The organism is Pseudomonas sp. 4CAES_32.4, assembly GCF_058136335.1.
The window spans coordinates 4,383,274-4,406,151 of the sequence record NZ_CM176882.1 but is presented as its reverse complement, the minus strand read 5'-3'; the positions used below and the strand labels follow the sequence as shown (position 1 = coordinate 4,406,151).

Annotated in this window: 21 protein-coding genes; 9 read left to right on the top strand and 12 right to left on the bottom strand. The window is 59.3% G+C overall.

From position 1 onward, the window contains the following. The first annotated feature begins 158 nt into the window (after positions 1 to 158). The 3 genes from msrB (at position 159) to AC3Y64_RS19710 (ending at position 1,607) form a co-directional block, all read left to right on the top strand. A complete protein-coding gene (gene msrB, locus AC3Y64_RS19720) occupies positions 159 to 554 on the top strand; it encodes a peptide-methionine (R)-S-oxide reductase MsrB (RefSeq protein ID WP_489984969.1) in 396 nt (131 codons plus the stop codon). A 109-nt stretch (positions 555 to 663) separates the two neighbouring features. Beyond that, positions 664 to 1,149, top strand: coding sequence for a glutathione peroxidase (locus AC3Y64_RS19715; protein WP_489984968.1), 486 nt, complete (start codon positions 664 to 666; stop codon positions 1,147 to 1,149). Further along, positions 1,146 to 1,607, top strand: coding sequence for a MarR family winged helix-turn-helix transcriptional regulator (locus AC3Y64_RS19710; RefSeq protein WP_489984967.1), 462 nt, complete (start codon positions 1,146 to 1,148; stop codon positions 1,605 to 1,607). Before AC3Y64_RS19715 ends, AC3Y64_RS19710 begins: the two co-directional genes overlap by 4 nt. On the opposite strand, the gene AC3Y64_RS19705 is transcribed toward AC3Y64_RS19710, so the two are convergent. After that, on the bottom strand, positions 1,591 to 3,912 hold the full coding sequence (locus AC3Y64_RS19705; protein WP_489984966.1) for a hybrid sensor histidine kinase/response regulator: 2,322 nt from the start codon (positions 3,910 to 3,912) through the stop codon (positions 1,591 to 1,593). The two genes, AC3Y64_RS19710 and AC3Y64_RS19705, sit on opposite strands and share 17 nt — an antisense overlap. Positions 3,913 to 4,078: 166 nt before the next feature. Between AC3Y64_RS19705 and AC3Y64_RS19700 the strand changes: the two genes are divergently transcribed. Then, a complete protein-coding gene (locus tag AC3Y64_RS19700; protein WP_489984965.1) occupies positions 4,079 to 4,969 on the top strand; it encodes an ATP-binding protein in 891 nt (296 codons plus the stop codon). After that, positions 4,966 to 5,448, top strand: coding sequence for a GAF domain-containing protein (locus AC3Y64_RS19695; RefSeq protein ID WP_489984964.1), 483 nt, complete (start codon positions 4,966 to 4,968; stop codon positions 5,446 to 5,448). The genes AC3Y64_RS19700 and AC3Y64_RS19695 overlap by 4 nt, the downstream gene beginning before the upstream one ends. Here AC3Y64_RS19695 and AC3Y64_RS19690 read toward each other — a convergent pair whose 3' ends face one another. The 8 genes from AC3Y64_RS19690 to AC3Y64_RS19655 form a co-directional block, all read right to left on the bottom strand. Then, on the bottom strand, positions 5,449 to 8,394 hold the full coding sequence (locus AC3Y64_RS19690) for an HD domain-containing phosphohydrolase (RefSeq protein ID WP_489984963.1): 2,946 nt from the start codon (positions 8,392 to 8,394) through the stop codon (positions 5,449 to 5,451). 48 nt (positions 8,395 to 8,442) lie between these two features. After that, the gene (locus AC3Y64_RS19685) at positions 8,443 to 12,087 is read right to left on the bottom strand and encodes a transporter substrate-binding domain-containing protein (protein ID WP_489984962.1); all 3,645 of its coding nucleotides are present in this window, start codon (positions 12,085 to 12,087) and stop codon (positions 8,443 to 8,445) included. A gap of 8 nt (positions 12,088 to 12,095) precedes the next feature. Then, positions 12,096 to 12,722 (bottom strand): response regulator, encoded by a 627-nt coding sequence (locus AC3Y64_RS19680; RefSeq protein ID WP_489988003.1) that lies wholly within the window; start codon positions 12,720 to 12,722, stop codon positions 12,096 to 12,098. A 326-nt stretch (positions 12,723 to 13,048) separates the two neighbouring features. Next, on the bottom strand, positions 13,049 to 14,374 hold the full coding sequence (locus tag AC3Y64_RS19675; RefSeq protein ID WP_489984961.1) for a deoxyguanosinetriphosphate triphosphohydrolase: 1,326 nt from the start codon (positions 14,372 to 14,374) through the stop codon (positions 13,049 to 13,051). 69 nt (positions 14,375 to 14,443) lie between these two features. Further along, a complete protein-coding gene (locus tag AC3Y64_RS19670; protein ID WP_489984960.1) occupies positions 14,444 to 15,607 on the bottom strand; it encodes an EAL domain-containing protein in 1,164 nt (387 codons plus the stop codon). Positions 15,608 to 15,729: 122 nt separating this feature from the next. Continuing rightward, a complete protein-coding gene (locus AC3Y64_RS19665; RefSeq protein ID WP_158959326.1) occupies positions 15,730 to 16,068 on the bottom strand; it encodes a hypothetical protein in 339 nt (112 codons plus the stop codon). Then, the gene (locus tag AC3Y64_RS19660; RefSeq protein ID WP_008079909.1) at positions 16,065 to 16,451 is read right to left on the bottom strand and encodes a phage holin family protein; all 387 of its coding nucleotides are present in this window, start codon (positions 16,449 to 16,451) and stop codon (positions 16,065 to 16,067) included. Before AC3Y64_RS19660 ends, AC3Y64_RS19665 begins: the two co-directional genes overlap by 4 nt. 2 nt (positions 16,452 to 16,453) lie before the next feature. Further along, on the bottom strand, positions 16,454 to 16,768 hold the full coding sequence (locus tag AC3Y64_RS19655) for an ElaB/YgaM/YqjD family protein (RefSeq protein WP_122591936.1): 315 nt from the start codon (positions 16,766 to 16,768) through the stop codon (positions 16,454 to 16,456). Positions 16,769 to 17,073: 305 nt separating this feature from the next. Here AC3Y64_RS19655 and AC3Y64_RS19650 point away from each other — a divergent pair, with 305 nt between their 5' ends. Continuing rightward, complete coding sequence (locus AC3Y64_RS19650; protein WP_489984959.1) at positions 17,074 to 18,282, top strand: ammonium transporter; 1,209 nt, start codon at positions 17,074 to 17,076, stop codon at positions 18,280 to 18,282. Here AC3Y64_RS19650 and AC3Y64_RS19645 read toward each other — a convergent pair. Next, positions 18,279 to 19,991 (bottom strand): cation:proton antiporter, encoded by a 1,713-nt coding sequence (locus AC3Y64_RS19645; RefSeq protein WP_489984958.1) that lies wholly within the window; start codon positions 19,989 to 19,991, stop codon positions 18,279 to 18,281. The two genes, AC3Y64_RS19650 and AC3Y64_RS19645, sit on opposite strands and share 4 nt — an antisense overlap. A 208-nt stretch (positions 19,992 to 20,199) precedes the next feature. On the opposite strand from AC3Y64_RS19645, the gene AC3Y64_RS19640 reads away from it, so the two are divergent. The 3 genes from AC3Y64_RS19640 to AC3Y64_RS19630 all read left to right on the top strand — a co-directional run bounded on the left by AC3Y64_RS19640 (position 20,200) and on the right by AC3Y64_RS19630 (position 21,827). Continuing rightward, entirely contained in the window at positions 20,200 to 20,436 is a 237-nt protein-coding gene (locus tag AC3Y64_RS19640; protein WP_158959330.1) for a glutaredoxin family protein, read from the top strand. Positions 20,437 to 20,548: 112 nt separating this feature from the next. After that, on the top strand, positions 20,549 to 20,866 hold the full coding sequence (locus AC3Y64_RS19635; protein ID WP_007908658.1) for a transcriptional regulator: 318 nt from the start codon (positions 20,549 to 20,551) through the stop codon (positions 20,864 to 20,866). 70 nt (positions 20,867 to 20,936) lie between these two features. Then, positions 20,937 to 21,827: a pseudouridine synthase gene (locus tag AC3Y64_RS19630; RefSeq protein ID WP_489984957.1), complete on the top strand. Its 891-nt coding sequence runs from the start codon at positions 20,937 to 20,939 to the stop codon at positions 21,825 to 21,827. Between the two features lie 80 nt (positions 21,828 to 21,907). On the opposite strand, the gene AC3Y64_RS19625 is transcribed toward AC3Y64_RS19630, so the two are convergent. Together AC3Y64_RS19625 and mobA are read right to left on the bottom strand one after the other, a co-directional pair. Then, positions 21,908 to 22,129: a YgdI/YgdR family lipoprotein gene (locus tag AC3Y64_RS19625; protein WP_016770600.1), complete on the bottom strand. Its 222-nt coding sequence runs from the start codon at positions 22,127 to 22,129 to the stop codon at positions 21,908 to 21,910. 77 nt (positions 22,130 to 22,206) lie between these two features. Beyond that, a complete protein-coding gene (gene mobA / locus AC3Y64_RS19620) occupies positions 22,207 to 22,809 on the bottom strand; it encodes a molybdenum cofactor guanylyltransferase MobA (protein WP_489984956.1) in 603 nt (200 codons plus the stop codon). Positions 22,810 to 22,878: the final 69 nt, after the last annotated feature.

Below are 22,878 nucleotides of genomic sequence, written 5' to 3'. Positions count from 1 at the left end.
GCATGCCAACCGGGTGCCGGAACGTCACGCTGCAAAAAATCCGTTTGAGTGCATGTAACGCGGCTGCCAGACTGGCATCAAATGAGGCGCAATCATACGTGCCGCCCGATCCGTGGAAAAGGTACAGATCGGGCTTTTTCAGCCGCAGAGGTGTGATGATGGAAAAGTTGGAAAAAACCCTGGAAGAATGGAAGGCCATGCTCGATCCGCAGCAGTACGAGGTTTGCCGCCTCAGTGCGACCGAGCGACCGTTCTCCGGCAAATACAACGACACCAAAACCGACGGTGTTTATCACTGTGTTTGTTGCAATGAGCCACTGTTCGATTCCAAGACCAAATTCGACTCCGGCTGCGGCTGGCCGAGCTTTTATGAGCCGATCGGTGCAAGCGCCATGACCGAAATCCGTGACACGACCCATGGCATGATCCGCACGGAAGTGAAGTGCGCCCGCTGTGATGCGCATCTGGGTCATGTGTTTCCGGACGGCCCGCCGCCGACCGGCCTGCGTTATTGCATCAACTCGGTGTGCCTGAATCTCGAGCCACGCGAGTAAACGCATGAAGGCGACCTTCGGGTCGCCTTGTTTTTCGACAATTAAATTGCACACAATTTAATTGCTCGCTATGTTTGGCCTTTCCCGACTCTCTACGGAGCCCCGAACCATGAACGACAACCTGCTGGATATTCCGTGCACCACCATCAAAGGTGAGCAAAAGACCCTGGCCGATTTCGCCGGCAAGGCGGTTCTGGTCGTCAACACCGCGAGCAAATGCGGCTTTACCCCACAGTACAAAGGCCTCGAAGAACTGTGGCAGACCTACAAGGATCAAGGCCTGGTCGTGTTGGGTTTTCCGTGCAACCAGTTCGGCAAGCAGGAGCCAGGCAACGAAGGTGCAATCAGCGAATTCTGCGAGCTGAACTTCGGTGTCAGTTTCCCGCTGTTCAAGAAGATCGAGGTCAACGGCGCCGGTGCGCATCCGCTGTTTGTGCAACTGAAGAAGCGCGCTCCGGGCGTGCTCGGTTCCCAGGGCATCAAGTGGAACTTCACCAAATTCCTGATCGGCAAGGACGGCCAGTTGGTCAAGCGCTTCGCCCCGGCCACCAAGCCGCAGGACCTGAGCCGCGAGATCGAAGCTCTGCTCAAATGAAGCAACTGCCCGTTGATTCGCTGAAGCTCGACAGCCAGTTGTGCTTCAAGCTGTATGCCGCATCCCGGGCGGTGATTCGTGCCTACAAGCCGATGCTCGACCAGCTCGGCCTGACGTATCCGCAGTACCTGGCGATGCTGGTGCTGTGGGAATGGCAGGACGCTGCGCCGGAGCAGCCGACAGTCAAGGCGTTGGGTGAACGGCTGGCCCTCGATTCCGGTACGTTGACGCCGCTGCTCAAGCGTCTGGAGCAGTTGCAATTGGTGCAGCGTCAGCGCTCGACGCGTGATGAGCGTGAAGTGCACCTGAGCCTCACTGCCACGGGGCAGGCACTGCGTGAGCAGGTCGGGCCATTGAAGGCTCGGTTACTCTGCGACAGTGGCGTAGACCTGAATCGACTCAATGATTTGCGCGATGGCCTCGATCACCTGTTGGGCCAGATCAAGGCGTTGTCGTAGTCGGGATCCACTGATCGAGCAGCGCGGCGAGTTCCTCACGGCGGAACGGCTTGGCCAGATAGTCGCTCATGCCCGCCGCGCGACAACGTTCGCGCTCCTCGGACATGGCGTTGGCGGTCAGAGCGACAATCGGCAGGTTTGGCCAGCGCCCGCTCTGGCGAATCTGCCGACTGGCCTCGTAGCCGTCCATGACCGGCATGTTGCAATCCATCAGCACCAGATCGAATTCGTGATACTCCAGTTGATCCAGCGCCTCGGCACCGTGAGCGGCAACGACCACCTCGCAGCCGAGTTTGCCGAGCATGCCTTTGGCCACCAGTTGATTGACCGGATTGTCCTCGACCAGCAGCACTCGCCCGCGTCGCACCGAAGATGAAGCCTGCGGGCGCGCATCATCGGTGTTGGCAATGTCCGGTTGCAGGGTTCGCCGCAGATTCTGATACAGCGCATTGCGTGCCAGCGGTCGTGCCTGTTGTTGCAATGGCGCAAGGGCGGCGGCTTCTTCGCTCGGCAAAAAGCTGCCGTAAGCAGTTACCAACAGAATCGGCGCCACCAGCGTCGGGCGCAGGCCGAACAGACACTCCGGGCAATCGGTGATGACCACGTCTGGGGTCAGGCCCAGCAGTGAGTCGTCAATGGTGCGTTGCTCATAGGCCACGCCCCATGCGGGCAGCAGGCTTTGCAAAAGCTCCGCCAGTCCGCTGCTGCCCGGCGTGATCGCGAGCACCTTGCCATTCAGTGGTGCCGCCGTGAGCGCACGGGTATGGCAGGGCAGTGGCAGTTCGGCGCAGAACTGGCTGCCGAACCCGCTTTCGGAGCTGATGGTCAGGCGTCCTTGCATCGCTTCGCAAAGGTTGTAAGTCAGTGCCAGACCCAATCCGGTGCCGCCGTACTGGCGGGTGATACCGGCCCCCGCCTGAGTGAAGGGCTGGAAGATTTTCACCTGCGCATCCTGCGCGATGCCAATGCCGGTGTCGCAAACTTCGATACGCACGCCATCCTTATAGGTCGACAAGCGCACATCGACCCGACCGAAGCGGGTGAATTTCAATGCGTTCGACAGCAGGTTGCTGACAATTTGACGAACCCGGGTCGGGTCACCCAGCACCAGCGCCGGGAAGTGCGGGTCGATCAGGCAGGTCAGCTCGACGCTCGGCGCGGCATTCTGCGAGAGCAGATTGGCCGTGTCCTCGATCAACGAGCCGAGGTCGAACGGAATGTGCTCAAGCTCCAGTTGCCCGGCATCGAATTTCGACAGGTCGAGAATGTCGTTGAGCAATTCCACCAACACCTTGCCCGAGTCGTGGGCAATCGACAGCTGCTGCTGTTGTTCGGCATTCAGCGGACCATCCAGCGACAGCGCGATCATCCCCAGCAGGCCGTTGAGCGGTGTGCGGATTTCATGGCTCATGTTGGCGAGAAACGCCGAGCGTGCTTCGGCCATTTCCAGCGCTGTGCTGCGGGCGACTTCGAGTTCATCGTTGGACTGGCTGAGCCGGGTGTTGATCGCCTTGAGCTCGGCGGTACGCGCCGAGACGATGTTTTCCAGTTGGCCGAGGTAGTCGGTCAAACGGTTTTCCGCGTTGCGCCGCTGCTGGATTTCGGTGGCGATGTTTTCGAACTGCTGATTGGCGACTTTGACCAGCACGCCAATTTCGTCGTTACCGTGCCCCGCCGGACATTCCAGGGTGGTTGGCTCGGCGCTGCGCGGGTCGCGCCCGCTGAGTTCACGGATTACCCGCACCAGTGGTTTGGTCAGCATCACGTAGAACAGCGCCAGCAGCAGGCCAGTGAGGATCAAACTGCGGGCGAAACCATTGAGCAAGGTCACCTCGGCCCGGCGCAGAAAACGGCCGCCGAATGCATAGGTGTCGACCTCGAGGCGCAACACACCAAGGGATTCGTTGGGCAAGTGATCCAGATAGAGGCGGTCTTCGAACTGACGCTTGGCGCCGAAAAGGAAGTCGCTGATCACCCGATAGCCGCTTTGCAGTTCCGGCCGTTTGACGCTGGCCAGTACGGTATTGTTGTTGTCGGTCAGTTGCGCGGCGATGATCGCCGGCGAGCGCAGCAGACCCAAGGTGAGTTCCTGGGCCAGTTCGGCGTCGATGTTGTAAGCGATGCGTGACGCCGGGTTATGGCTGATTTCCAGCAAAGACAGGATTTCACGGTTGATGGAGGCGTCTTCACTGGCATAATCGATGCCGATCTGCAGCAGGCTGAGCAGCGTGCCCAGAATGAACCCGACCAGCACAGTAAGCCTGGCTTGCTTGTACGACAGCCGGTGGGTGAATTTGATATCCATGGGGTGTTGAACCACTTCCGTTTCCCTTCGCTGCTCAAGCATAGTCGATCATGTATCGATACCGAGGTTCCCGAATCGCCTTGTAACAAGGCGCCGCGCGGGAATTTTGATCTGTGGGTCGTTGCTGGATCGCTATCATCACTGTGAAAGTGCCCGAGGAGAAGACGTGGATTCCCGATTGAATGCTTTTCTTGAACGCGCCGAGTCGGTTCTGGCGCGGATCGAACCGTTGCTGCCGGCACCACGTCCGGTTATCGACTGGGGCACTTGTCTGGCTGCACGCTGGCAGCGCGACGGCCGCAGCGGTTATTTGCTGCCGCTGGAAGTCAGCCTCGATATGCGCCTGTCCGACCTGATCGGTGTCGACCGTCAGCTCGAGCAACTGGGGCGCAATACTCAACAATTCCTCGACGGCATGCCGGCCAACCATGCGTTGCTGTGGGGCTCGCGCGGCACGGGTAAGTCCTCGCTGGTGCGCGCGCTGCTGGCGGAACACGCCGGGGCAGGTCTGCGCCTGATCGAGATCGAGCGTGATCATCTGGCCGACCTGCCTCGCGTGGTCGAGCAGATCGGTAAACTGCCGCAGCGTTTCGTGCTGTTTTGCGATGATTTGTCGTTCGAATCCGGTGAAGGCGATTACCGCGTCCTCAAAAGCGTGCTCGACGGTTCGCTTGAACAGGCGCCGGATAACGTCTTGCTGTACGCCACTTCCAACCGCCGCCATCTGGTGCCGGAAAAGGAAAGCGATAACGAAAACTGGAAGCGCGTCGACGGCGAACTGCACCCAAGCGAAGCGGTGGAAGACAAAATTGCGCTGTCGGACCGGTTCGGTCTGTGGCTGTCGTTTTATCCGTTTACCCAAGAACACTTCCTCAATGTCGTCGAACACTGGATCGGCCAATTGGCCGCCAAGGCCGGCCTGAGCTGGCAGCGCGACGATGAGCTAGACATCCTTGCCGTGCGTTGGGCCACCGGCCGCGGTAATCGCAACGGACGTTGCGCGTACCAATTCGCCCGATACTGGGTGGGACTGAAATTGTTGGAGCACAAGGCATGATTGATTTGCAACAAAGCGGCCAGGGCCTCGAAGGCTATGGCATGTTGGCCGCACAACTGGAATCGCTGCTGGCGGACGAGCGCGACTTCATCGCCAATGCCGCACAGTTTTCGGCGTTCCTGTTCAACCAGCTCGATGACCTGAACTGGGCGGGTTTCTACCTCAACCGCAACGAGGAACTGATGCTCGGTCCGTTTCAGGGGCAGATCGCTTGTGTGCGTATTCCATTCGGTCGCGGTGTTTGCGGCGCAGCGGCAGCCACCTTGCAGACCCAGCGGGTTGAAGACGTTCACGCCTTTCCCGGGCATATCGCTTGCGACAGCGCGTCGAACAGTGAACTGGTCGTGCCGCTGGTCAAGGACGGCCGCCTGATCGGTGTGCTCGATCTCGACAGCCCGAAACTGGCGCGTTTTGGTGCTGACGATCAAGCCGGCATCGAACAGCTGGCCGCGATCTTTCTGCGTCTGACCGACTGCTGATCACGCGGTAAGGCCAGCCTTGTGCAGCAAGCTGGCCTGATCCACGGCGTCGATTTGCTGGGGATCGAGGAAACGGCTGGCGTACTGCATGTACACACCCTCGCTGACGAACAGGCCAAACAATTGCGCATCGATGTGCGCCTCGCGGCACATCGTTGCCATGATGCCCAGTGCCTCGCTCAATGACTTGGCTTTCTTGTACGGTCGATCGGCGGCCGTCAGCGCTTCAAAAATATCGGCAATCGCCATCATTCGTGCCGGCAGGCTCATCTCTTCGCGCTTCAAACGTTTCGGATAACCGGTGCCGTCCATTTTTTCATGATGGCCGCCGGCAATCTCGGCGATGCTTTCGAGGTGACCGGGGAAGGGCAGGTGGCTGAGCATCATGATCGTCTGCACCATGTGGTGATTGATGATGTAGCGCTCTTCACGGGTCAGCGTGCCGCGAGCGATGCTCAGGTTGTACAGTTCGCCGCGATTGTATTTGTAGCGCGGCACATCCAGTTTGAAACCCCACGGATTGTCTTCGGGGATCAATTCGTTCTCATCGCGTTCGAGCAAGTGCTCAGGCTTGTCCGCCAGCAGGTTTTCCCAGACCGGCAGGCTGGGCGCGGATGTGCGGGACTGACGCTTGTTTTCTTCCCACGACACGCCCAGACGATCATCCAGTGTGCGCAACCAAGTGCGCCGGGCCACGCCATCGAGGCGCTGCAGATCGGCTTCGGCCATGGCTTCACCGCCCAGATTGCAGCGGGCAACGAAGGCAAAATCCTCGTCCAGCGCCGCCAGTGTGGCGTTGCGCGCCTGGCTCAGCTCCGTTTCATCTCCGCCCTTGGCCAGCGCCTGCCAGTAATCGATCCAGGCATCCCGCTTGAGCACTTCGAAGCGGGTGCGGATTTCGTGAATGCGGTCGTTGATGGTTTCCAGTTTGGTGGCTTTGTCGACTACGTATTCCGGTGTGGTGACCTTGCCGCAATCGTGCAGCCAGGCGGCGATATGCAGGGCTTCCCACTCATCTTCGGTCGGCTGGTAGGCGCTGAAGGCCGGCGCCTGACTGGCGGCTGCGGCTTGGGCGAGCATCAGCGTCAGTTCCGGCACGCGCTGACAATGGCCGCCGGTATAGGGGCTTTTCGCGTCGATGGCGCCGGCGAGCAATTGAATGAAGGCATCGAGCAACTGCTTTTGTCTGGCTTGCAGGCGCTGGCTTTCGATACTGACCGCCGCGGCGCCGGACACCGCTTGCAAGAACGCAATGCGATCAGGTCGCAGTTTTTCCAGATCGGCTGGAGCGCCACTGTCGTTGACCAACAGGATCAGCAAACCGATGGTTTCGTCGTGGCGGTTATGCAGGCGGATGCCGATCAAGTGGACCCGTGGCGCCTGCATGGCCGACAGGACTTTCTGCAGATCCCCGGCCTGATCGTAACCGAAGTTGCTCACCACATTGTTGCTGCCAACCAATTGCTGAAACCATGTCGGGCCACTGTTTTTCTGCAGGTCGTGTCCCTGAATGTCAAAGGTTTCCAGCGCCTGAGGAGCGCCGTCGATGACCAATCCATAAGGCTCCATGCGGTTGCCATCGCTTTCGCGCAGATAGATCAATCCCGCCTGAGCCTGAGCGATCTGCACGGTTTCGAACAACACCCGCTGCAGCAGTGGCGCGAAGCGGGTTTCCGCGCCGAGGGTGTCTGTAATGCGGAAGAAACTCGCCAGGGTGTCCTTCATGCGCGCCATCGACAGGCTCAACTGATCGACCTCAAGCACTGGCGAGCGCCGTGCGAGGGGGAAATTGAAGTCGAAGCTGCGGATTGCATCGGCTTCCTTGACCAAAGCGTGCAGAGGTTTGACCAGAATCCGGGAAATCAGCCAGCCCAGCGGCAGGCACAACAGCAGGGTGGCCAGGGTGATCAGCGCGCCTTGCCAGCGCAGGCGATAGGCATCGACCAATAACTCGTCCTCTGGCACCAGTAGCGCCAGTTGCAAACCTTTCGGGCCACCCTCCTGAATGCTGCTGCGGGCGACGATCCATTGGCGATCATCAGCTTCCAGGCGATTGCCTTTGTGATCACCGTTGAGCAGCGCGTGCAGACTTGGGCTCAGGTCAGCGACCTTGGCCAGATGCGCGGTGCGATCGTCGACGATCAAACGGCTGCTATCGGGGTAAGCCACTGCGTTGCCGTCAGCATCGAACAGCGCAATCTCGGTGGACGGCGTCACCACGTGCTTGCTCAATGTGGCGGACAGGGTCGCCAGCGTCAGGTCTGCGCCGATCACCGCATTGTCGCCACTGCGTCGGGCCAGGGTAGTGCCGACATTGTGCGTGGAGAAAAATACGTAAGGTTCGGTGGTGATCTGTTCTGACTGGCGGCGCGCGTCGAGGAACCAGGCGCGACTGCGTGGATCGTAGGCATCGTCCGGGTTGTCCTGGCGGCTGATGGGCGTCAGGGTCTGATCGAAGAACAGCGATTGCGAGCGCGGCTTGCCCTGGGTGTCGTGTTCGATGCTCCAGACCTGATAAGCCGCGCCGTCCGGTGCGTGGAGCAGGGATTGGAGCGCGGCCGTTCGCAGCGGCCGCACCATGAAGAAATCGCCATTGGCATAACCCAGGTATAGCGAGGCGAGGGTTGGATTATCGGTGAGCGATTGGCTGAACGGCCTGAGCAACGGCAAGCGTTGTTCGAGATTCGTCGCCTGACTGGCCGGGTTGTCCGCCAACAGGCTGAGCAAGTGCCTGATCGGCTGATAGGTGGCCGCCATGTCCAGGCGCACGTCCTGTTCGATCCTTTCAAACAGCTTTTCACTGCTTGAGAGGATGATCTGCGTGGTCTGGCGATAGTGGAACAGTCCAAGTACCACGCCGGTGAGCAGCAACAGAAAGGTGAACATGACGCTGATGTGCACGTGCAGCGGAAACCGGCGTTGCTCCGGGCGCAGTGGGCTGGGCATTTCGGACTCTCCATGATGTTTAACTCACTGCTCAGCGTCCAAGCATAGTTAAGCCCCGCTCATTCTGCTTTGCCCGGTCAGGGTCAATTGTTGCTGCAGCGCGTGCTCCAGATCGAGCATCGCCAGGCTGCTCGCTTCCCGTCGCCGACTGATCTCGTGGGCAGACATGGCCTGCTCGCACGCTTGCTCGAGGGCATCACAACATTCGATAAGCTGTTTTGCTTGGGCGATGCGTGCCGCGCCCTTGATTTTATGGGCGATCAGCGCCAGTTCGTCGCGCTCGCTTTCGGCGGATAACGCCAGTAACTCCTGACGATCGACGCGATTGCTGTTGAGCAGCTCAGTCATCAGGCGCAACGCCTGTATCGGATTGCCTCCGGTGAGCAGACTCAAACCCTCGAAGTTGAAGGCAGGGCTACGCGGTGCCGGCTGAACCCCGCCGACCCATTGGCTAAGTACGCTCAGGCTCAACGGCTTGAAGAGACAGTCATCCATTCCCGCCTGCTTGCAGCGTTGTACTTCTTCAGGCAAGGCATTGGCGGTGAATCCGAGCACGATGCACGCCGGTTTGCGGTTCTGTTGCTCATGCTGGCGAATGGCGCGGGTCAATTCGTAGCCATTCATCAACGGCATGTTGCAATCAGCGATCACCAGATCGTATTGACCCTTCTGCCACTGTTCGAAACCGCTGCGCCCGTCTTCGGCGATGCTGAAGTGATGACCGAGAAATTCCAGTTGCTGGCACATCAGCAAGCGGTTGGCCGGATGATCGTCAACCACCAGCACATTCAAGGGATCGGCTGAAGTCTGGATGGAGGGTTCGGATTTTTGCGGCGCCGTTTCGGCGGGAAAGGTTTCCATGGGCAGGGACATGATCACCCGGGTGCCTATTCCGGGGTGGCTGCTCAAGAGCAACTGGCCGCCCATCATCTCGCACAGGTTGCGACTGATGACCAGCCCCAGCCCCGCGCCACTTCGGCTGCGCTGACTGCCACCGTCGGCCTGGGCAAACGGCTCGAACAAACGTTGCTGATCCTCGGCACTGATGCCGACGCCGCTGTCCTGCACGGTCAACTGCATGAGAGCGTGCGCAGGATCATCGCCGGGTATCAGATCGAGGGTGATCCTGACCTGACCCTGTTCCGTGAATTTGATGGCGTTGCTGACCAGATTGGACAACACCTGCTTGAAGCGCAGCGGATCGAGGCACACATCGACCGCGAGTTCCGGTGGGTTGACGGTCAGGAGCAATGACAGGCTTTTCTGTCGGGCCAGACCGTCGAAGATGCGTACCACGGTGTTGACCGTATCGATGAGATTGACCCGTTCAGGCACCAGGCTCAAGCGCCCGGATTCGATTCTGGCGATATCGAGAATGTCGCCGATCAATCCGAGCAAATCCTTGGCCGACTGGTAGGCGGTGTCAATCGACGAGCGATCGGGATGTTCCCGGGCCATGCGTTTGAGGGTCAGTTCAAGCATGCCGATCACCGCATTCATGGGGGTACGGATTTCGTGGCTCATGGTCGCGAGGAACGTGCTCTTCGCGCGATTGGCATCGTCGGCCTGTTCCTTGGCAGCGCGCAGGTCGTCGAGCAATTGTCGGCGTTCACTGATATCGATCCAGCCGCCGATAATCCCTTGCACGTCGCCACAGGAATCCCGGTAGGGCAGGATCCAGTGATAGATGGTCAGGCGCTGGCTGCCGATATGCAGTGGCCGATCCAGCACCAGCGATCGGCCTTCGGCAATCACGCGCTGGTAATCGGCCTGAAAGGTGCGGGCTTCGAAAGCATTGCTCAGTGAGCCTTCCATCACGCTTTTGCCGATCACGTCTTCCCGCCGGGCGTTGAAGGCTTGCAGGTAGCTGTCGTTGCAACTTTGCAAGAGTCCCGCGCGGTCGCGTACGTAGATCGGATGCGGTGTGCCATTGACCAGTGAACGCATGAATTCGTATTGATCGCTCAAGGCTCGCTCGGCGGCCTTGCGCTGGTTGATCTGGCGGCGCATGTAGGCGTTCCAGGCGAGTAGCAGCAGAAGCAGCAGGCAAGCGCCGAGGACCACCTGATAGAACAATCTCTGATAATTGCGCCAAGCGCTTTGCGATGCGGCCGAGTAGCCACGCCAGCGGCCATTGATGACACCCAGTTCTTCAGGGGCAATGCTCAACAATGCCTTGTCGAGGATCGAAGCCAGCTCCGGGTTATCGCGAGCGGTGGCCAGTGAGAAAGCGGCCTGTCCGGTACCGATGGTGGTCGTGATCTGTAACGGTTGTTCGAAAATCTGCGACGAGATGAAGTAGTTGGCAATGACCAGTGAGTTCACAGCGCCATCGACGCGACCGTCGGCCAGCATGGATACGGCGCTGAAGGTGTCCGCTGTCTCGACCAGGTGGATGCGCGGGAACTCGCGGCGCAGGTATTCGACCATCGGGTTGCCCTGAGCGATCGCCAGTTGCTTGTCTTTGAGCTGGCCCAGATGCGAGGGGCTGTCGGCACTCTTGCGGGTCAACAGGACGTATGAATTCTCCAGGTAGGGTCGGCTGAAATTCAGGGTTTTTTCCCGTTGCGCGGTCGGCAGCAGCGCCGCAATCAGGTCAGCCTGATGATTGTCGATCTGTCTGATCATCTCGGCGTCGTTGCGACTGCGCTGGATCTGGAAGCGCAGGCCGGTACGCAGGCGAATCAGTTCCAGCAGGTCAGCGCTGATGCCGCGCAGGTTGCCGTCGCTGTCGAAGAACGTCAGCGGCGCAAAGGCCTCGTTCGCCACTACATTGACAACCGGATGACGTTGCAGCCATTCCTCTTCGCGTCCGGTCAGCTGCAGCTTCTGATCGGTCAGCAGCAGGTCACTGCCGGCACTCCAGCGTTTGGCGATGTTGTCGCGCTCGCTGCGCGGTACGGCTTTGATCACGCTGTCGATGATGCCCAGCAGCGAAGTGTTGCCACGACGCACTGCAAAGCTGAAACCATTGGCTTCCTGCTTGCCGAAATTGGCCATGCGCACGTTGTTGAGATAACCCTTGTTGATCATGTAGTGGGTAGAGAGGGTGTCGCCGAGGAACACATCGGCCTGATCGAAGGCCACAGCGTTGATCGCGTTCTGGTAGGACGGATAGCAGGTGATCAGCGCCTTGGGATACAGCGCCCTGACTTCGGCGAGTGGCAGATAGTGGTAGACCATGCTCAGGCGCAGGCCTGCCAGGCCCTCACTGAGGCTGCGGGTCTCGCTTTCGCGGGTTACCAGGACGGGCTGGTCGATGGCGTAAGGTTCGGACAGTGCGAGTCTGGCGTTGCCGGCTTCAAAGCCGTTCGCCGTGCCGAGCATGTCGATGTGTCCGTCTGCCAGCGCCTGGATCGCGTCCTCCCGGGAGGCGAAACGGCGGATGCGGATCGGTAGTTGTGTGGCTTGGCTCAGCAGTCCCGCGTAATCGGCGGTCAGTCCTTCGTAATCACGACCGCTGACCGTCATGTCGAACGGCGGGTAATCAGGTGCGGAGGTTCCCAGAATCAATTCATGGCGGGTTTGTAGCCACTGCCGTTGCGAGGCCTCGAACAGAACCTGCACCGATTCGCTCGCCGAACGACTCAGCAAGGCGAAGTCTGACGACGTTTCGGCCACGCTGTACAAGGGAATACACAGGCACAGAAAAGTGCTCAATGCAGTCAGATAGTCCTTCAATCGACGGGGCATGTTGCCTCTCACACGAGTGCGTTTCGTTTGGCCATTTCGATAAGTTCTACAAGGGACTTGGCTTTGAGTTTCTGCATAAGACGTTTTTTATAAGTGCTGACGGTTTTATTACTGAGAAACATGCCTTTGGCGATTTCCTTGTTAGTTCGCCCCTGGGCAAATAATTGCAGCACCATCAGTTCGCGATCATTGACGGCCTTGAACAGTTCCAGTTCGGTATAACGCACATCGTCGCTGCGAACCGGATTCAATGCCTGGCTGGGGAAATAGTTGTAACCGGAAAGTACCGCTTTGATCGCGCTGACCAGTTCGCTCAGGTCTTCCTGTTTGCACACATATCCCGATGCGCCCGATTGCATGCACCGGATGCCGAACAAGGTCGGGCATTGAGCCGTCAGAATAAGAATTTTCAGCGGGGAGCCCATGGCGTTGAAGCGGGCCAGTACTTCGAGGCCATCAAGTTTGGGAATGCTGATGTCGAGAATGACCAGATCTGGCGTGCATTCGCGGACCATTTGCATGGCATCGACCCCGTTGTCGGTCTCAACGACGACCTTGTAACCCTCATGCTCCAGCAACATTCGAACGGCAAGCCGTATGACCGGGTGATCGTCGACAATAAAAACGGAGTTCATAATCAAATCCCATACAAGCACGAATAAAGCGCGCACCTTAGCTCAGTTGAATGAGTGGTCGCAGTGACCGAAAAGGCCTGAGAGGCTATATGGGAAAAGTCCTACAATTAAAAAGGACTGGGACTACCGCTGTATTCGGTCGTACGTAAGTAGGGATGACGATATACAGAGGCGGATGTTGCGAAACTTGTCTTACAGGAAGCGGCTGTGAATGTTGTGTTGTTGTTTGTTTAAACGTTTGCTTCGGTTCGCTCGCGATGGCGCTGATCAATGTTGCCGAGCGTACTCGACAGACCCTGTGAAGGGCCGGTCGAATACGCTCGGTTTCAGTGGGAGCGACCGGTCATTTCCAGGGCCATATCACTGGCGTAGCTGTCGGTCATGCCGGCGATGAAATCGATCATGCGCAGGAACGACGTGTGCAGTGGGCCGTTCGGATCGGGCGCATTGTTGCCGAGCAGGTCGAGAATCCGGCGGCTTTTGAACGACGGCGTGCGGCCATTGTGTTGTTCGAGTGCCGCGCCACAAAAGGCATTCAGGAGAATTTCCAGCGTGGTGTAGGCGCCGATTTCATGCAGGGTCTTGCGTTTATCCTGAAAGATTTTCTTGCGGGCGATGTCTTTGGCATTCAACACACAGCGTTTAGCCGGACCGTGCATGTGTTCCACCAGATCCCCCGGTAGCGTGCCGGCGAGTAACGCGTCCTGCTGCTCGACAAATGCCCGCGCCGCGGCGTTGGTCAGATGTTCGATGGCTTTGCCGCGAAGAATGGCGAGTTTGCGCCGGCGCGAATCCTGTGGACCGAGCTGGCGATAGGTTTCCGGAAGATCATCACCGACCAGACCCAAAAGCAGCGATTCGACTTCGGCATACTCCAGCAGATCCATCTCCAGACCGTCTTCCAGATCGATCAGCGCATAGCAGATGTCGTCGGCAGCCTCCATCAGATACACCAGCGGGTGACGTGCCCAGCGTTGTTCTTCCAGTTGCGGCAGGCCTAGCTTGTGGGCGATCTGTTCGAGCAGCGGCAGTTCACTCTGGTAGCAGCCGAACTTGTGCTTCTTGTAGCCGAGAGAGTCGGCATGGCGCGCCGTCCATGGATACTTCAGATAAGTCCCGAGGGTGGCGTAGGTCAGCCGTGTACCGCCATCAAACTGGTGGTACTCAAGCTGCGTGAGTACACGGAACCCCTGGGCGTTGCCTTCGAAATTGAGGAAGTCGCCGCGCTCCGCCTCGCTCATGCCGTCCAGCCAGCCACGGCCGGCGGCTTGTTGAAACCAGTGACGAATCGCATCTTCACCGGAATGGCCGAAGGGCGGATTGCCGATGTCGTGAGCCAGGCAGGCCGATTGCACGACCATCCCCAGATCGGCCGGATCGCACCAGTCCGGCAGGGCGCTGCGCAGGGTTTCACCGACGCGCATACCCAGTGAACGACCGACGCAACTGACTTCCAGCGAGTGGGTCAGGCGGGTGTGGATATGGTCATTGCTCGATACCGGGTGCACCTGAGTCTTGCGACCCAGACGCCGGAAGGCTCCGGAGAAAATGATCCGGTCATGGTCTTTGTGAAAGGGGCTACGGCCGAGTTCCTGCGGGCTGTGCAGCGGCTTGCCGAGACGTTCGCGGTTGAGCAGGGTTTGCCAATCCAAGGCTGGTTCTCTCCGTCTGGTGACTGATCGTCCTAGCTTCCCGGTTCAGCCCGGCGCCTGCAAGCGGAACTACAGGCCCGCTGCATCAATGTCGATCAACAACAGCCGTTCACCATTATCGAAAAACTGCCCGGCGGTGAGGCAATACTGGTTGCTGGTGGCATCGCGATACGTGTTGGAAAGCGTCAGGCGCCGCTCATCCCAACCTTCGGCGAGCAAGTGATAAAAGTACGGGCGCCATGACCAGTTGTGACCCAGATAGCGATTGTCCGCGACCCAGCCGTTGTGTCGCCATTCGAGGTTGGGCGTCAGTTGCGTACCGTGACGGTCGCATTGATAAAACCGCAGCAACCACGGAAAAGCCTCCAGTTGGGGCAGGGCACTCAACGGCGCGTGTGTTTGCGCCCAGGCTTGCAGAATCGCCATCAGTTCGCTGAGTTGCTGACGCATCTGCATCAGCCGCCCGCGTTCGGCGAGTTTCTGCCGCACGTAGCGCTGACGCAGTTCGGCGAAACGGTGCACGAACGCATCAGTGGCGAAAAATGCCTCCTGCGCCCGGGCGAAGAGAAAGCCCTGCACATAGCGTGAACCACATTCCAACGCGAAATTCAGCTGCGCCTCGGTTTCGACCCCTTCGGCAATAATCCAGCAGCCGGTTTTCTCGGCCATCTGCGCGAGCGCCTTGACGACGTCACTGCTCGGGCCGCCCAAAGCGGCAGCCTGGAACAGGCGCATGTCGAGTTTGAGGATGTCCGGCTGCAGGGCGAGTACACGGTCGAGTTGCGAATAACCGGCACCGAAATCGTCGATGGCGATTCTTGCGCCGGCCTCGCGATAACGACCGGCCACCTCGGTGAGGCGCTGAATATTCCCGCCCAACTCAGTGATTTCGAAGACGATGCGCTGCGGGTCTACGCTGTGTCGCGCCAATTGCTTGAGACTGGGCAGCGCCTGATCCGCGCGCAGGCGACTGATCCAGCGGGGCGACATGTTCAGGCTGAGAAACCAGTCGGATGGCGCCTCATGCAGACGGCTCAAAGCGTTATCACGGATCTGTCGGTCGAGGCGGCGCAAGGCGATGGCGGGGGTTCGCGGGTCGGCGAACAGCGGTCCGACCGAAGTCAGCTGGCCGTCGGCCTGACGCAGGCGGCCCAATGCTTCGACGCCTGCAATACGTCCCGTGGCGGTATCGATGAAAGGCTGAAAGCAGGCGAGCGGTTGCCCGTCGATCACGGGGCCTCCTTAGTGGTTCTTGTTCTGGTGAACCCCGCCGACCGGGTAGGCGCGCGAGATTGAACCTCCGGATAAGAGGTTCATCCCGTCGATGTTGCAAGAATGTAGCCAGATGTATCCGTTCAGCGTTTGCTGGAGCTCTGCATGACCAGTTTGATCAGCGGCCCAAGGGTAGTGCCGAGCCGAACCAGTCGAGTCAGACCACTACCGCCGCCGCTCTTCGCGCCTTTGCCGGTGATAAATCCCAACAGGGTAACGGCGGCCACGCCCCACAATGGCGCGTGTTTGATGCCGAAGCCGCCTTGCAGATTCTGCGACATGCCGCGCATGCGCTGCAGGGGTTGCAGCACTTGCCCGGTCTCGTGGCGGATTTCCTGGCGATGCATTTCCATGCGCAGGCGGATCAATGCCTTGCGCATTTCCCGGCGTGAGCCGTTGTGTGGCAGTTCAGTCAGGCTCATGGCAGCAGACGCTCCCGGTCGTTGGCCAGCTCTTCAAGCGTGCCGTGGAAGGGCGAGGACTCATCGAAAATCGCCGCTTTGAGGCGCAGCCCGCAGAAGATCGAGGCCAAGGTATAAAAGACGCACAGGCCAATGATCGCCGCCAGACGGTAGGTGTCCCAGAAGATGATCATGACCAGTGTCGATAAACCCACCAGCAATAACAGCGCAAACACCAAGGCCAAACCGGCGAACAACAACAGGCTGACAGTGCGCGATTTCTGTTCCTGCAATTCGATGCCGAACAATTCGACATGGCTGTGCAGCAGACCGAGAACGGCGGCGCCCAAGCGCCGCGTGGAGGAGGCGGTGCCCGCAGTCGGGCCGGATTCACCGATCGACATGATCAGCGCCGCGTGGCCAGCAGGCCAATCAGAAAGCCGACACCGGCAGCAATACCCACCGATTGCCACGGATTGGCCGACACATAATCTTCGGTCGCGGTGACAGCCGCCTGGCCGCGTTCACGCAGCGTGTCTTCGGTCAATTTCAGGGTTTCGCGGGCGCGCAGCAGGCTGTCGTGGATCTGCTCGCGCAGTTCATCGGCCTGATCGCCGGCCAGAGTGGCGGTGTGCTCGAGCAACCGTTCGGTGTCGGCGACCAGGGTCTGAAAGTCGTTCATGAGGATTTCTTGAGCAGTCTTTGCCTTGATGCTGGCCATGGGTGGATCTCCGTAAGTGACGTCTGAAGCGTTCGAGTATGAGCCTTGCGCGAAGGTTCATTACAAATGACTGGTACAACTTTTGCTGTGTCGTGGTGCGTCGTCCGGCCGTAGTGCGCTGTTGCCGGGCGTGCGCCTTGAGAAACCTTATCTCAAATGATCCCGGTTCGTGTCAGGACATCGACCCTGTGCGCCAAAGCAGTTCACTGGACCTTCAATTCGGTGACTGCCCGGTCGCAACTTGGTGCATGAAATGCCCGCACGAACCGCTTTGGTGCCTTTTTCGCCTTTAGGTCTGCCTGCTCATGGAAAATCTGCAAAGCGCTGTGGACACCCTGGTCCACAGCTCCAACACGTTATTCATTCTGATCGGTGCGGTGATGGTGCTGGCGATGCACGCCGGTTTCGCCTTTCTGGAAGTCGGAACGGTCCGGCAGAAAAACCAGGTCAACGCCTTGTCGAAAATCCTCAGCGACTTCGCCGTCTCGACGCTGGCCTATTTCTTTATAGGCTATTGGATCTCCTACGGCGTGACCTTCATGCAACCGGCAGCGGTCTTGAACGCCGATCACGGCTATGGACTGGTGAAGTTCTTCTTTCTGCTGACCTTCGCTGCAGCGATTCCGGCGATTATTTCCGGCGGCATTGCCGAGCGCGCACGCTTCGTTCCGCAGTTGTGCGCAACGGCGTTGATCGTGGCGTTTATCTATCCGTTTTTCGAAGGGATGATCTGGAACGGCAACTACGGCCTGCAAGCCTGGCTGGCGGCGCAGTTTGGTGCCGGTTTCCATGACTTCGCCGGATCCGTGGTGGTGCATGCCATGGGCGGCTGGCTGGCGCTGGCGGCGGTGCTGTTGCTTGGGCCGCGCAACGGCCGCTACCGCGACGGGCGCCTGGTGGCGTTCGCGCCGTCGAGCATTCCGTTTCTGGCGCTGGGCTCGTGGATTCTGATTGTCGGCTGGTTCGGCTTCAACGTGATGAGCGCGCAGACGCTGCAGGGTGTCAGCGGGCTGGTGGCGGTCAACTCGTTGATGGCGATGGTCGGCGGGACGATGGCGGCGTTGATTGTCGGGCGCAATGACCCAGGCTTCCTGCACAACGGCCCGTTGGCCGGGTTGGTGGCGATCTGTGCGGGGTCCGATCTGATGCATCCGGTCGGTGCGCTGGTGACCGGTGCGATTGCCGGCGCGCTGTTTGTCTGGTGTTTCACGGCGGCGCAGGTGAAATGGCGCATCGACGACGTGCTCGGCGTGTGGCCATTGCACGGTTTGTGCGGCGTATGGGGCGGGATTGCCTGCGGCATTTTCGGCCAGACGGCCCTCGGCGGTCTCGGTGGTGTCAGCCTGATCAGCCAGTTGATCGGCACCGCACTCGGCGTCGCCGTGGCGTTGATCGGTGGTTTCGTCGTCTACGGCGCGATCAAGGCGTTGCATGGGCTGCGCCTGAGTCAGGAACAAGAGTATTACGGCGCCGACCTGTCGCTGCACAAGATCGGCGCGGTGAGCCAGGATTAAGCCTCCTCATCGTTGGCACCGGGATAGAAGCCGTGCAACAGGCGATAGCGGTCGATGCGCACCTGATCGACTTTTTCCTGCACTTGATGCGCCGGCAGACCGAGCATGATCAATGCGTGAGAGGCGAGCATCAGGCTCGATTCCAGCAGCTCCGGCACCACTTCGGTGGCGCCGGCGGCTTTGAGTTCGGCCCACTGGCTGTCATCACGAGTGCGCACCAGAATCGGCACATGGGCATTGAGTCGGCGCGCTTCCTTGAGAATGCGCAGGGCGACGTCACTTTGATCGACGGCGATCACCAGCAATCTGGCGCGCAGCAAGCCGACGGCGGTCAGCAGGTCGCCGCGTGACGAGTCGCCGTAATGCACGTCGCTTTCGCCGGTCGCGGCCTCCTGGACGCGCACCGGGTCGTTGTCCAAGGCGATGTAAGGTTGCCGGGCGTTGCGCATGAAGCGGCCGATGGATTGGCCGACGCGACCATAGCCACAAATCACCACGTGCTTGTCGAGGTCGGCGTTGAGGGCGCTGATTTCTTCGATCTGCGCTTCTTCATTGGGCTTGCGGTGGAGGGCGGCGGCGATGCGTGGCGCGGCGCGAAGCAGCAGCGGTGTCAGCAGCATCGAGCAGAATGTTGCCGCTAGTAAAAGGGCACCCAGTTGATCCGGCAGCAGGCTGTTTTGCTGCATCTGCGCCATCAGCGCAAAGCAGAACTCGCCCCCCTGAGCCAATGCCAGACCACTGCGCCAAGCGGTTTCGCTGTCACTGCCACGCCATTTCACCAACAGCGCCACGACGATACCTTTGATCACCATCAAGCCGACGGTGAGAGCAAGGATCAGCAGGCTGTGACTGACGAACAGTTGCAGGTCGATGAGCATGCCGATGCTGACGAAAAATACCCCGAGCAGGATGTCGCGGAACGGCCGGATATCGGCTTCGATCTGATGCCGATAGTGACTTTCACCGAGCAACATCCCGGCCAGAAAGGCACCAAGGGCCGGCGACAGGCCCAGCAAGTGTGTCAGCCACGCCGTCAGCAACACGATCACCAGCGCCAGCAGAACGAACAACTCCGCCGAGCGCGAGGCGGCTACTTCGTGAAACAACCGTGGCAGTAGCCAGCGACTGGCCAGCAGCAGCCCGATGAAGAGGACGACGGTTTTCGCCAGCGTCAACGGCAGCGCCCAATACCAGGCCTGGGTGCTGCTTCCGGCGAACACCGGCACCAATGTCAGCAACAAAACCGCGACCACGTCCTGAAACAGCAATACGCCGATAGCGTTCTGGCCATGGCTGCTGAACACCTCGCCGAGGCTGCCGAGTTCTTTGCTGACAATCGCCGTCGAAGACAGTGAAAGCCCCGCGCCTAGCAGCAGCGCCGGCGTCAGCGGCATCCCCAGCAGCATCAGCAGCAAACCGAGCAGCGCGGTGCTGATCAGCACCTGCTGGCTGCCGAGGCGAAATACCACCTGGCGCAGCGCGATCATCTTCGACAGGGAAAACTCCAGGCCGAGGGAAAACAGCAGAAACACCACGCCCAACTCCGCCACATCAGGCAGGTGTTCGCTCTCGTTGACCCAATCAAAGGCACTCGGCCCGACCAGCAATCCCACGCACAGGTAACCCAGCACGGGAGGCAGCCGCAGCCGACGAAACAGGGCAATCACCACGAGGGACGAGGCGAGAATGATCAACAGATTGGCAAACACTGGACACTCCGATGTCAGGGTTTCGGCCTCTCAAGCGTAGAGGCAAAAACAGCGGGAGCATCGCGTAATCGGCATTTGTGCGGACTGATGTGCATCAGGGTTTTGCATGAGGGGTTGCAGCCAATGCGCCAAACCTTTGGGCGGTGTCGGGTCGACGGGGTTTCACACCGGGCCTAGAATAGCCGCACTTATTTTTGGTTGAGCCATCATGCCTCCTGAATGTCAGTTGTTCGGCACCTTGGGGTGTCACCTGTGCGAAGTCGCTGAGGCCGAGCTGATGCCTTTTGTCGAACATGGTCTGCTGGTTGAGCTAATCGATATCGCCGAAGATGAATCCTGGTTCGAGGCTTACAGCCTGCGTATTCCGGTTCTGCGTCGTGTCGATACCGGCGCCGAGTTGGACTGGCCATTCAGTGCCGATCAGGTGGTGGCGTTCTTGCGTTGACCCGATGTCCGGCGACGTTCCGCTCATCGTGACTTCGTATCCATTCCTTGGCACATCCCGATCGATTCGGTTACTGTATGTCCGTACAGTAATTGGGTCAGAGGGATATACCGTGGTCAATGTCGAACAGTTGAAGAACAGCGTGAACCGGATGTCGGTTGACGTGGTGCGCGAGGCCGTTCTCGAACTGCGCCTGGACGGCTTGGTCACGGAAGGCAAGACGCCGTTCAACAAGCTGCATTTCAACACCTGCTTTGCCGAGATCGAAGCCTTGTTCCAGCGCGCCGGTTACCACAAGCAACTGGACGTCGTGGGCTATCAGGGCTTGTTGTACGCCTTGTATGACCCGGGTCGCTGGGAGGCGGTCGACGTCCTGCGCTGGCTCAAGGAGTTCACCGATGCGGCGGCGCTGAAGTCTATTCCCGCCTGAGGATTGCGTTAGGTGCGTCTCCCTCAAGTGTTGGATAATGCCGGCCTGCCTTGAGGGTCCGAATTTCCGTATGTCCACATCAACATTTTCTGCTGCACAGAATCAGGCCAGTACCTTGTACTTGCCGCCAGGCCATTGGCTGACCGTTCTCGATTGCTTGTGTGAGCACTTCAGTGCCATTGGCCGTGAGCAGTGGCTGGACCGGATTGCTCGAGGTCGCGTGCTGGATGGTCAAGGTCAGCCCATCGCACTGGACTTGCCTTACAAGGAAGGTCTGCGCATTCATTACTTTCGTGAAGTGCCAGACGAAAAGCCGATTCCGGTGGTCGAGTCGATTCTGTATGCCGATGAGCATCTGGTCGTGGCCGACAAGCCACATTTTCTGCCGGTGACTCCGGCAGGGGAGTATGTCGAGCAAACCTTGCTGCGACGGCTGATCCGTCGTCTCGACAATCCTCATCTGGTGCCGCTGCACCGGATCGACCGGCACACGGCGGGGCTGGTGATTTTCTCGGCCAATCCACAAACCCGTTCGGCGTATCAATCACTGTTCCCGACGCGGCAGATCGACAAGCGCTATGAAGCGATCGCACCGGCGTTGCCCGGGCTGGATTTCCCGTTGGTGCACAAGAGCCGGCTGGTCGATGGCGAGCCGTTTTTCCGCATGCAGGAAGGGCCGGGTGTCAGCAATACCGAGACGGCAGTGGAAGTTCGCGAAAAGAATGGCGACCTGTGGCGCTATGGCCTGTTTCCGGTGACCGGCAAAAAGCACCAACTGCGTGTCCATATGACCGCGTTGGGTGCGAGCATCTGCAACGATCCGTTCTATCCGCATGTGCTGAAGGACATCGAGGACGACTACGCCAATCCGTTGAAGCTTTTGGCGCAAGGGCTGCGGTTTATCGATCCGGTGAGCGGTGAAGAACGCGAATTCGAGAGTCGCATCACGTTGCAGTGGTGAGGTTGACCCCCACTTTCCAGCGCCCATGAAAAAGCCCGCATTAAATGCGGGCTTTTCTGTATCCGGTGTCGACGCAGAGCTTACAGCTCTTTAACGGTACGAACCTGATCCTTGTTGATGCGGGTCTCTTTGCCGTCCAGTTGCTGGAACTCGTAGAAGCCCGAATCGTCATCGTATTTCGGGGTGTCGACGGCCTGGATTTCGCGACCGTCATTCAAGGTGATCACTGTAGGCGAAGAGCAACCGGCGAGGGTGGCCAGGCCCAGTGCGAGCATGAAAGTGGCGAGGGTCCGTTGAGTCATGGTGTGTCTCCGAATGGGAATTCTTTTGGTTACTGAGCTTGAGACGTATACAAGGCGTGAGAGTTCCTTGAGTGCTGTCAGTCTGACACAGTGTTGTGCGAATTTAACAGTTCGGGGGTATTGAGGTTGGCCAGTCGCGGGTCGTTGTCCGGGCATTGCAGGGCAGTGGCGCCGAGACCACGCATGACCCGGCCGGGGCTGCGTTCACCGGCGTTCCAGGCATCTTCGAAAGCCGCAGCAAGCGTCACCGGAATCACGCACAGCAACGGTTCCCAATGCTCGTCATGGCGCAACATTAAAGGTTTTTCAGGATTCAGATTGGCGGTTCCACGCATGCTTTGCAGCAATGCATTGTCGATGCGTGGCACATCGCACGGCAGAACCAGCAAATGCGTATGGCGCGCTGCTTTCAGTCCTGCACGAATGCCGGCCAGCGGCCCCGGAAAGTCGCCTTCGTCATCCGCTACCAATTGATCCGCGAACGGCGCATAGCGTTCACGATTACGGTTGCAGGAAATAATCAGGTCGTCGGTCAGCGGGCGCACCTTGCGCTGTAAATGAGCGATCAGCGGCTCACCCAGCCATTGCACCAAACCCTTGTCCTGGCCGCCCATGCGCTGGCCGCGCCCACCGGCCAGGAGCAGAATGGAGCATGGTGGCATTTGCGAATTTAGGGGCATGGCGGCTCTCCACAGGGGCGGCAAAAAAAGGGGGCGCTGTGATATAACACCGGGCTGTTTCTCCTACAA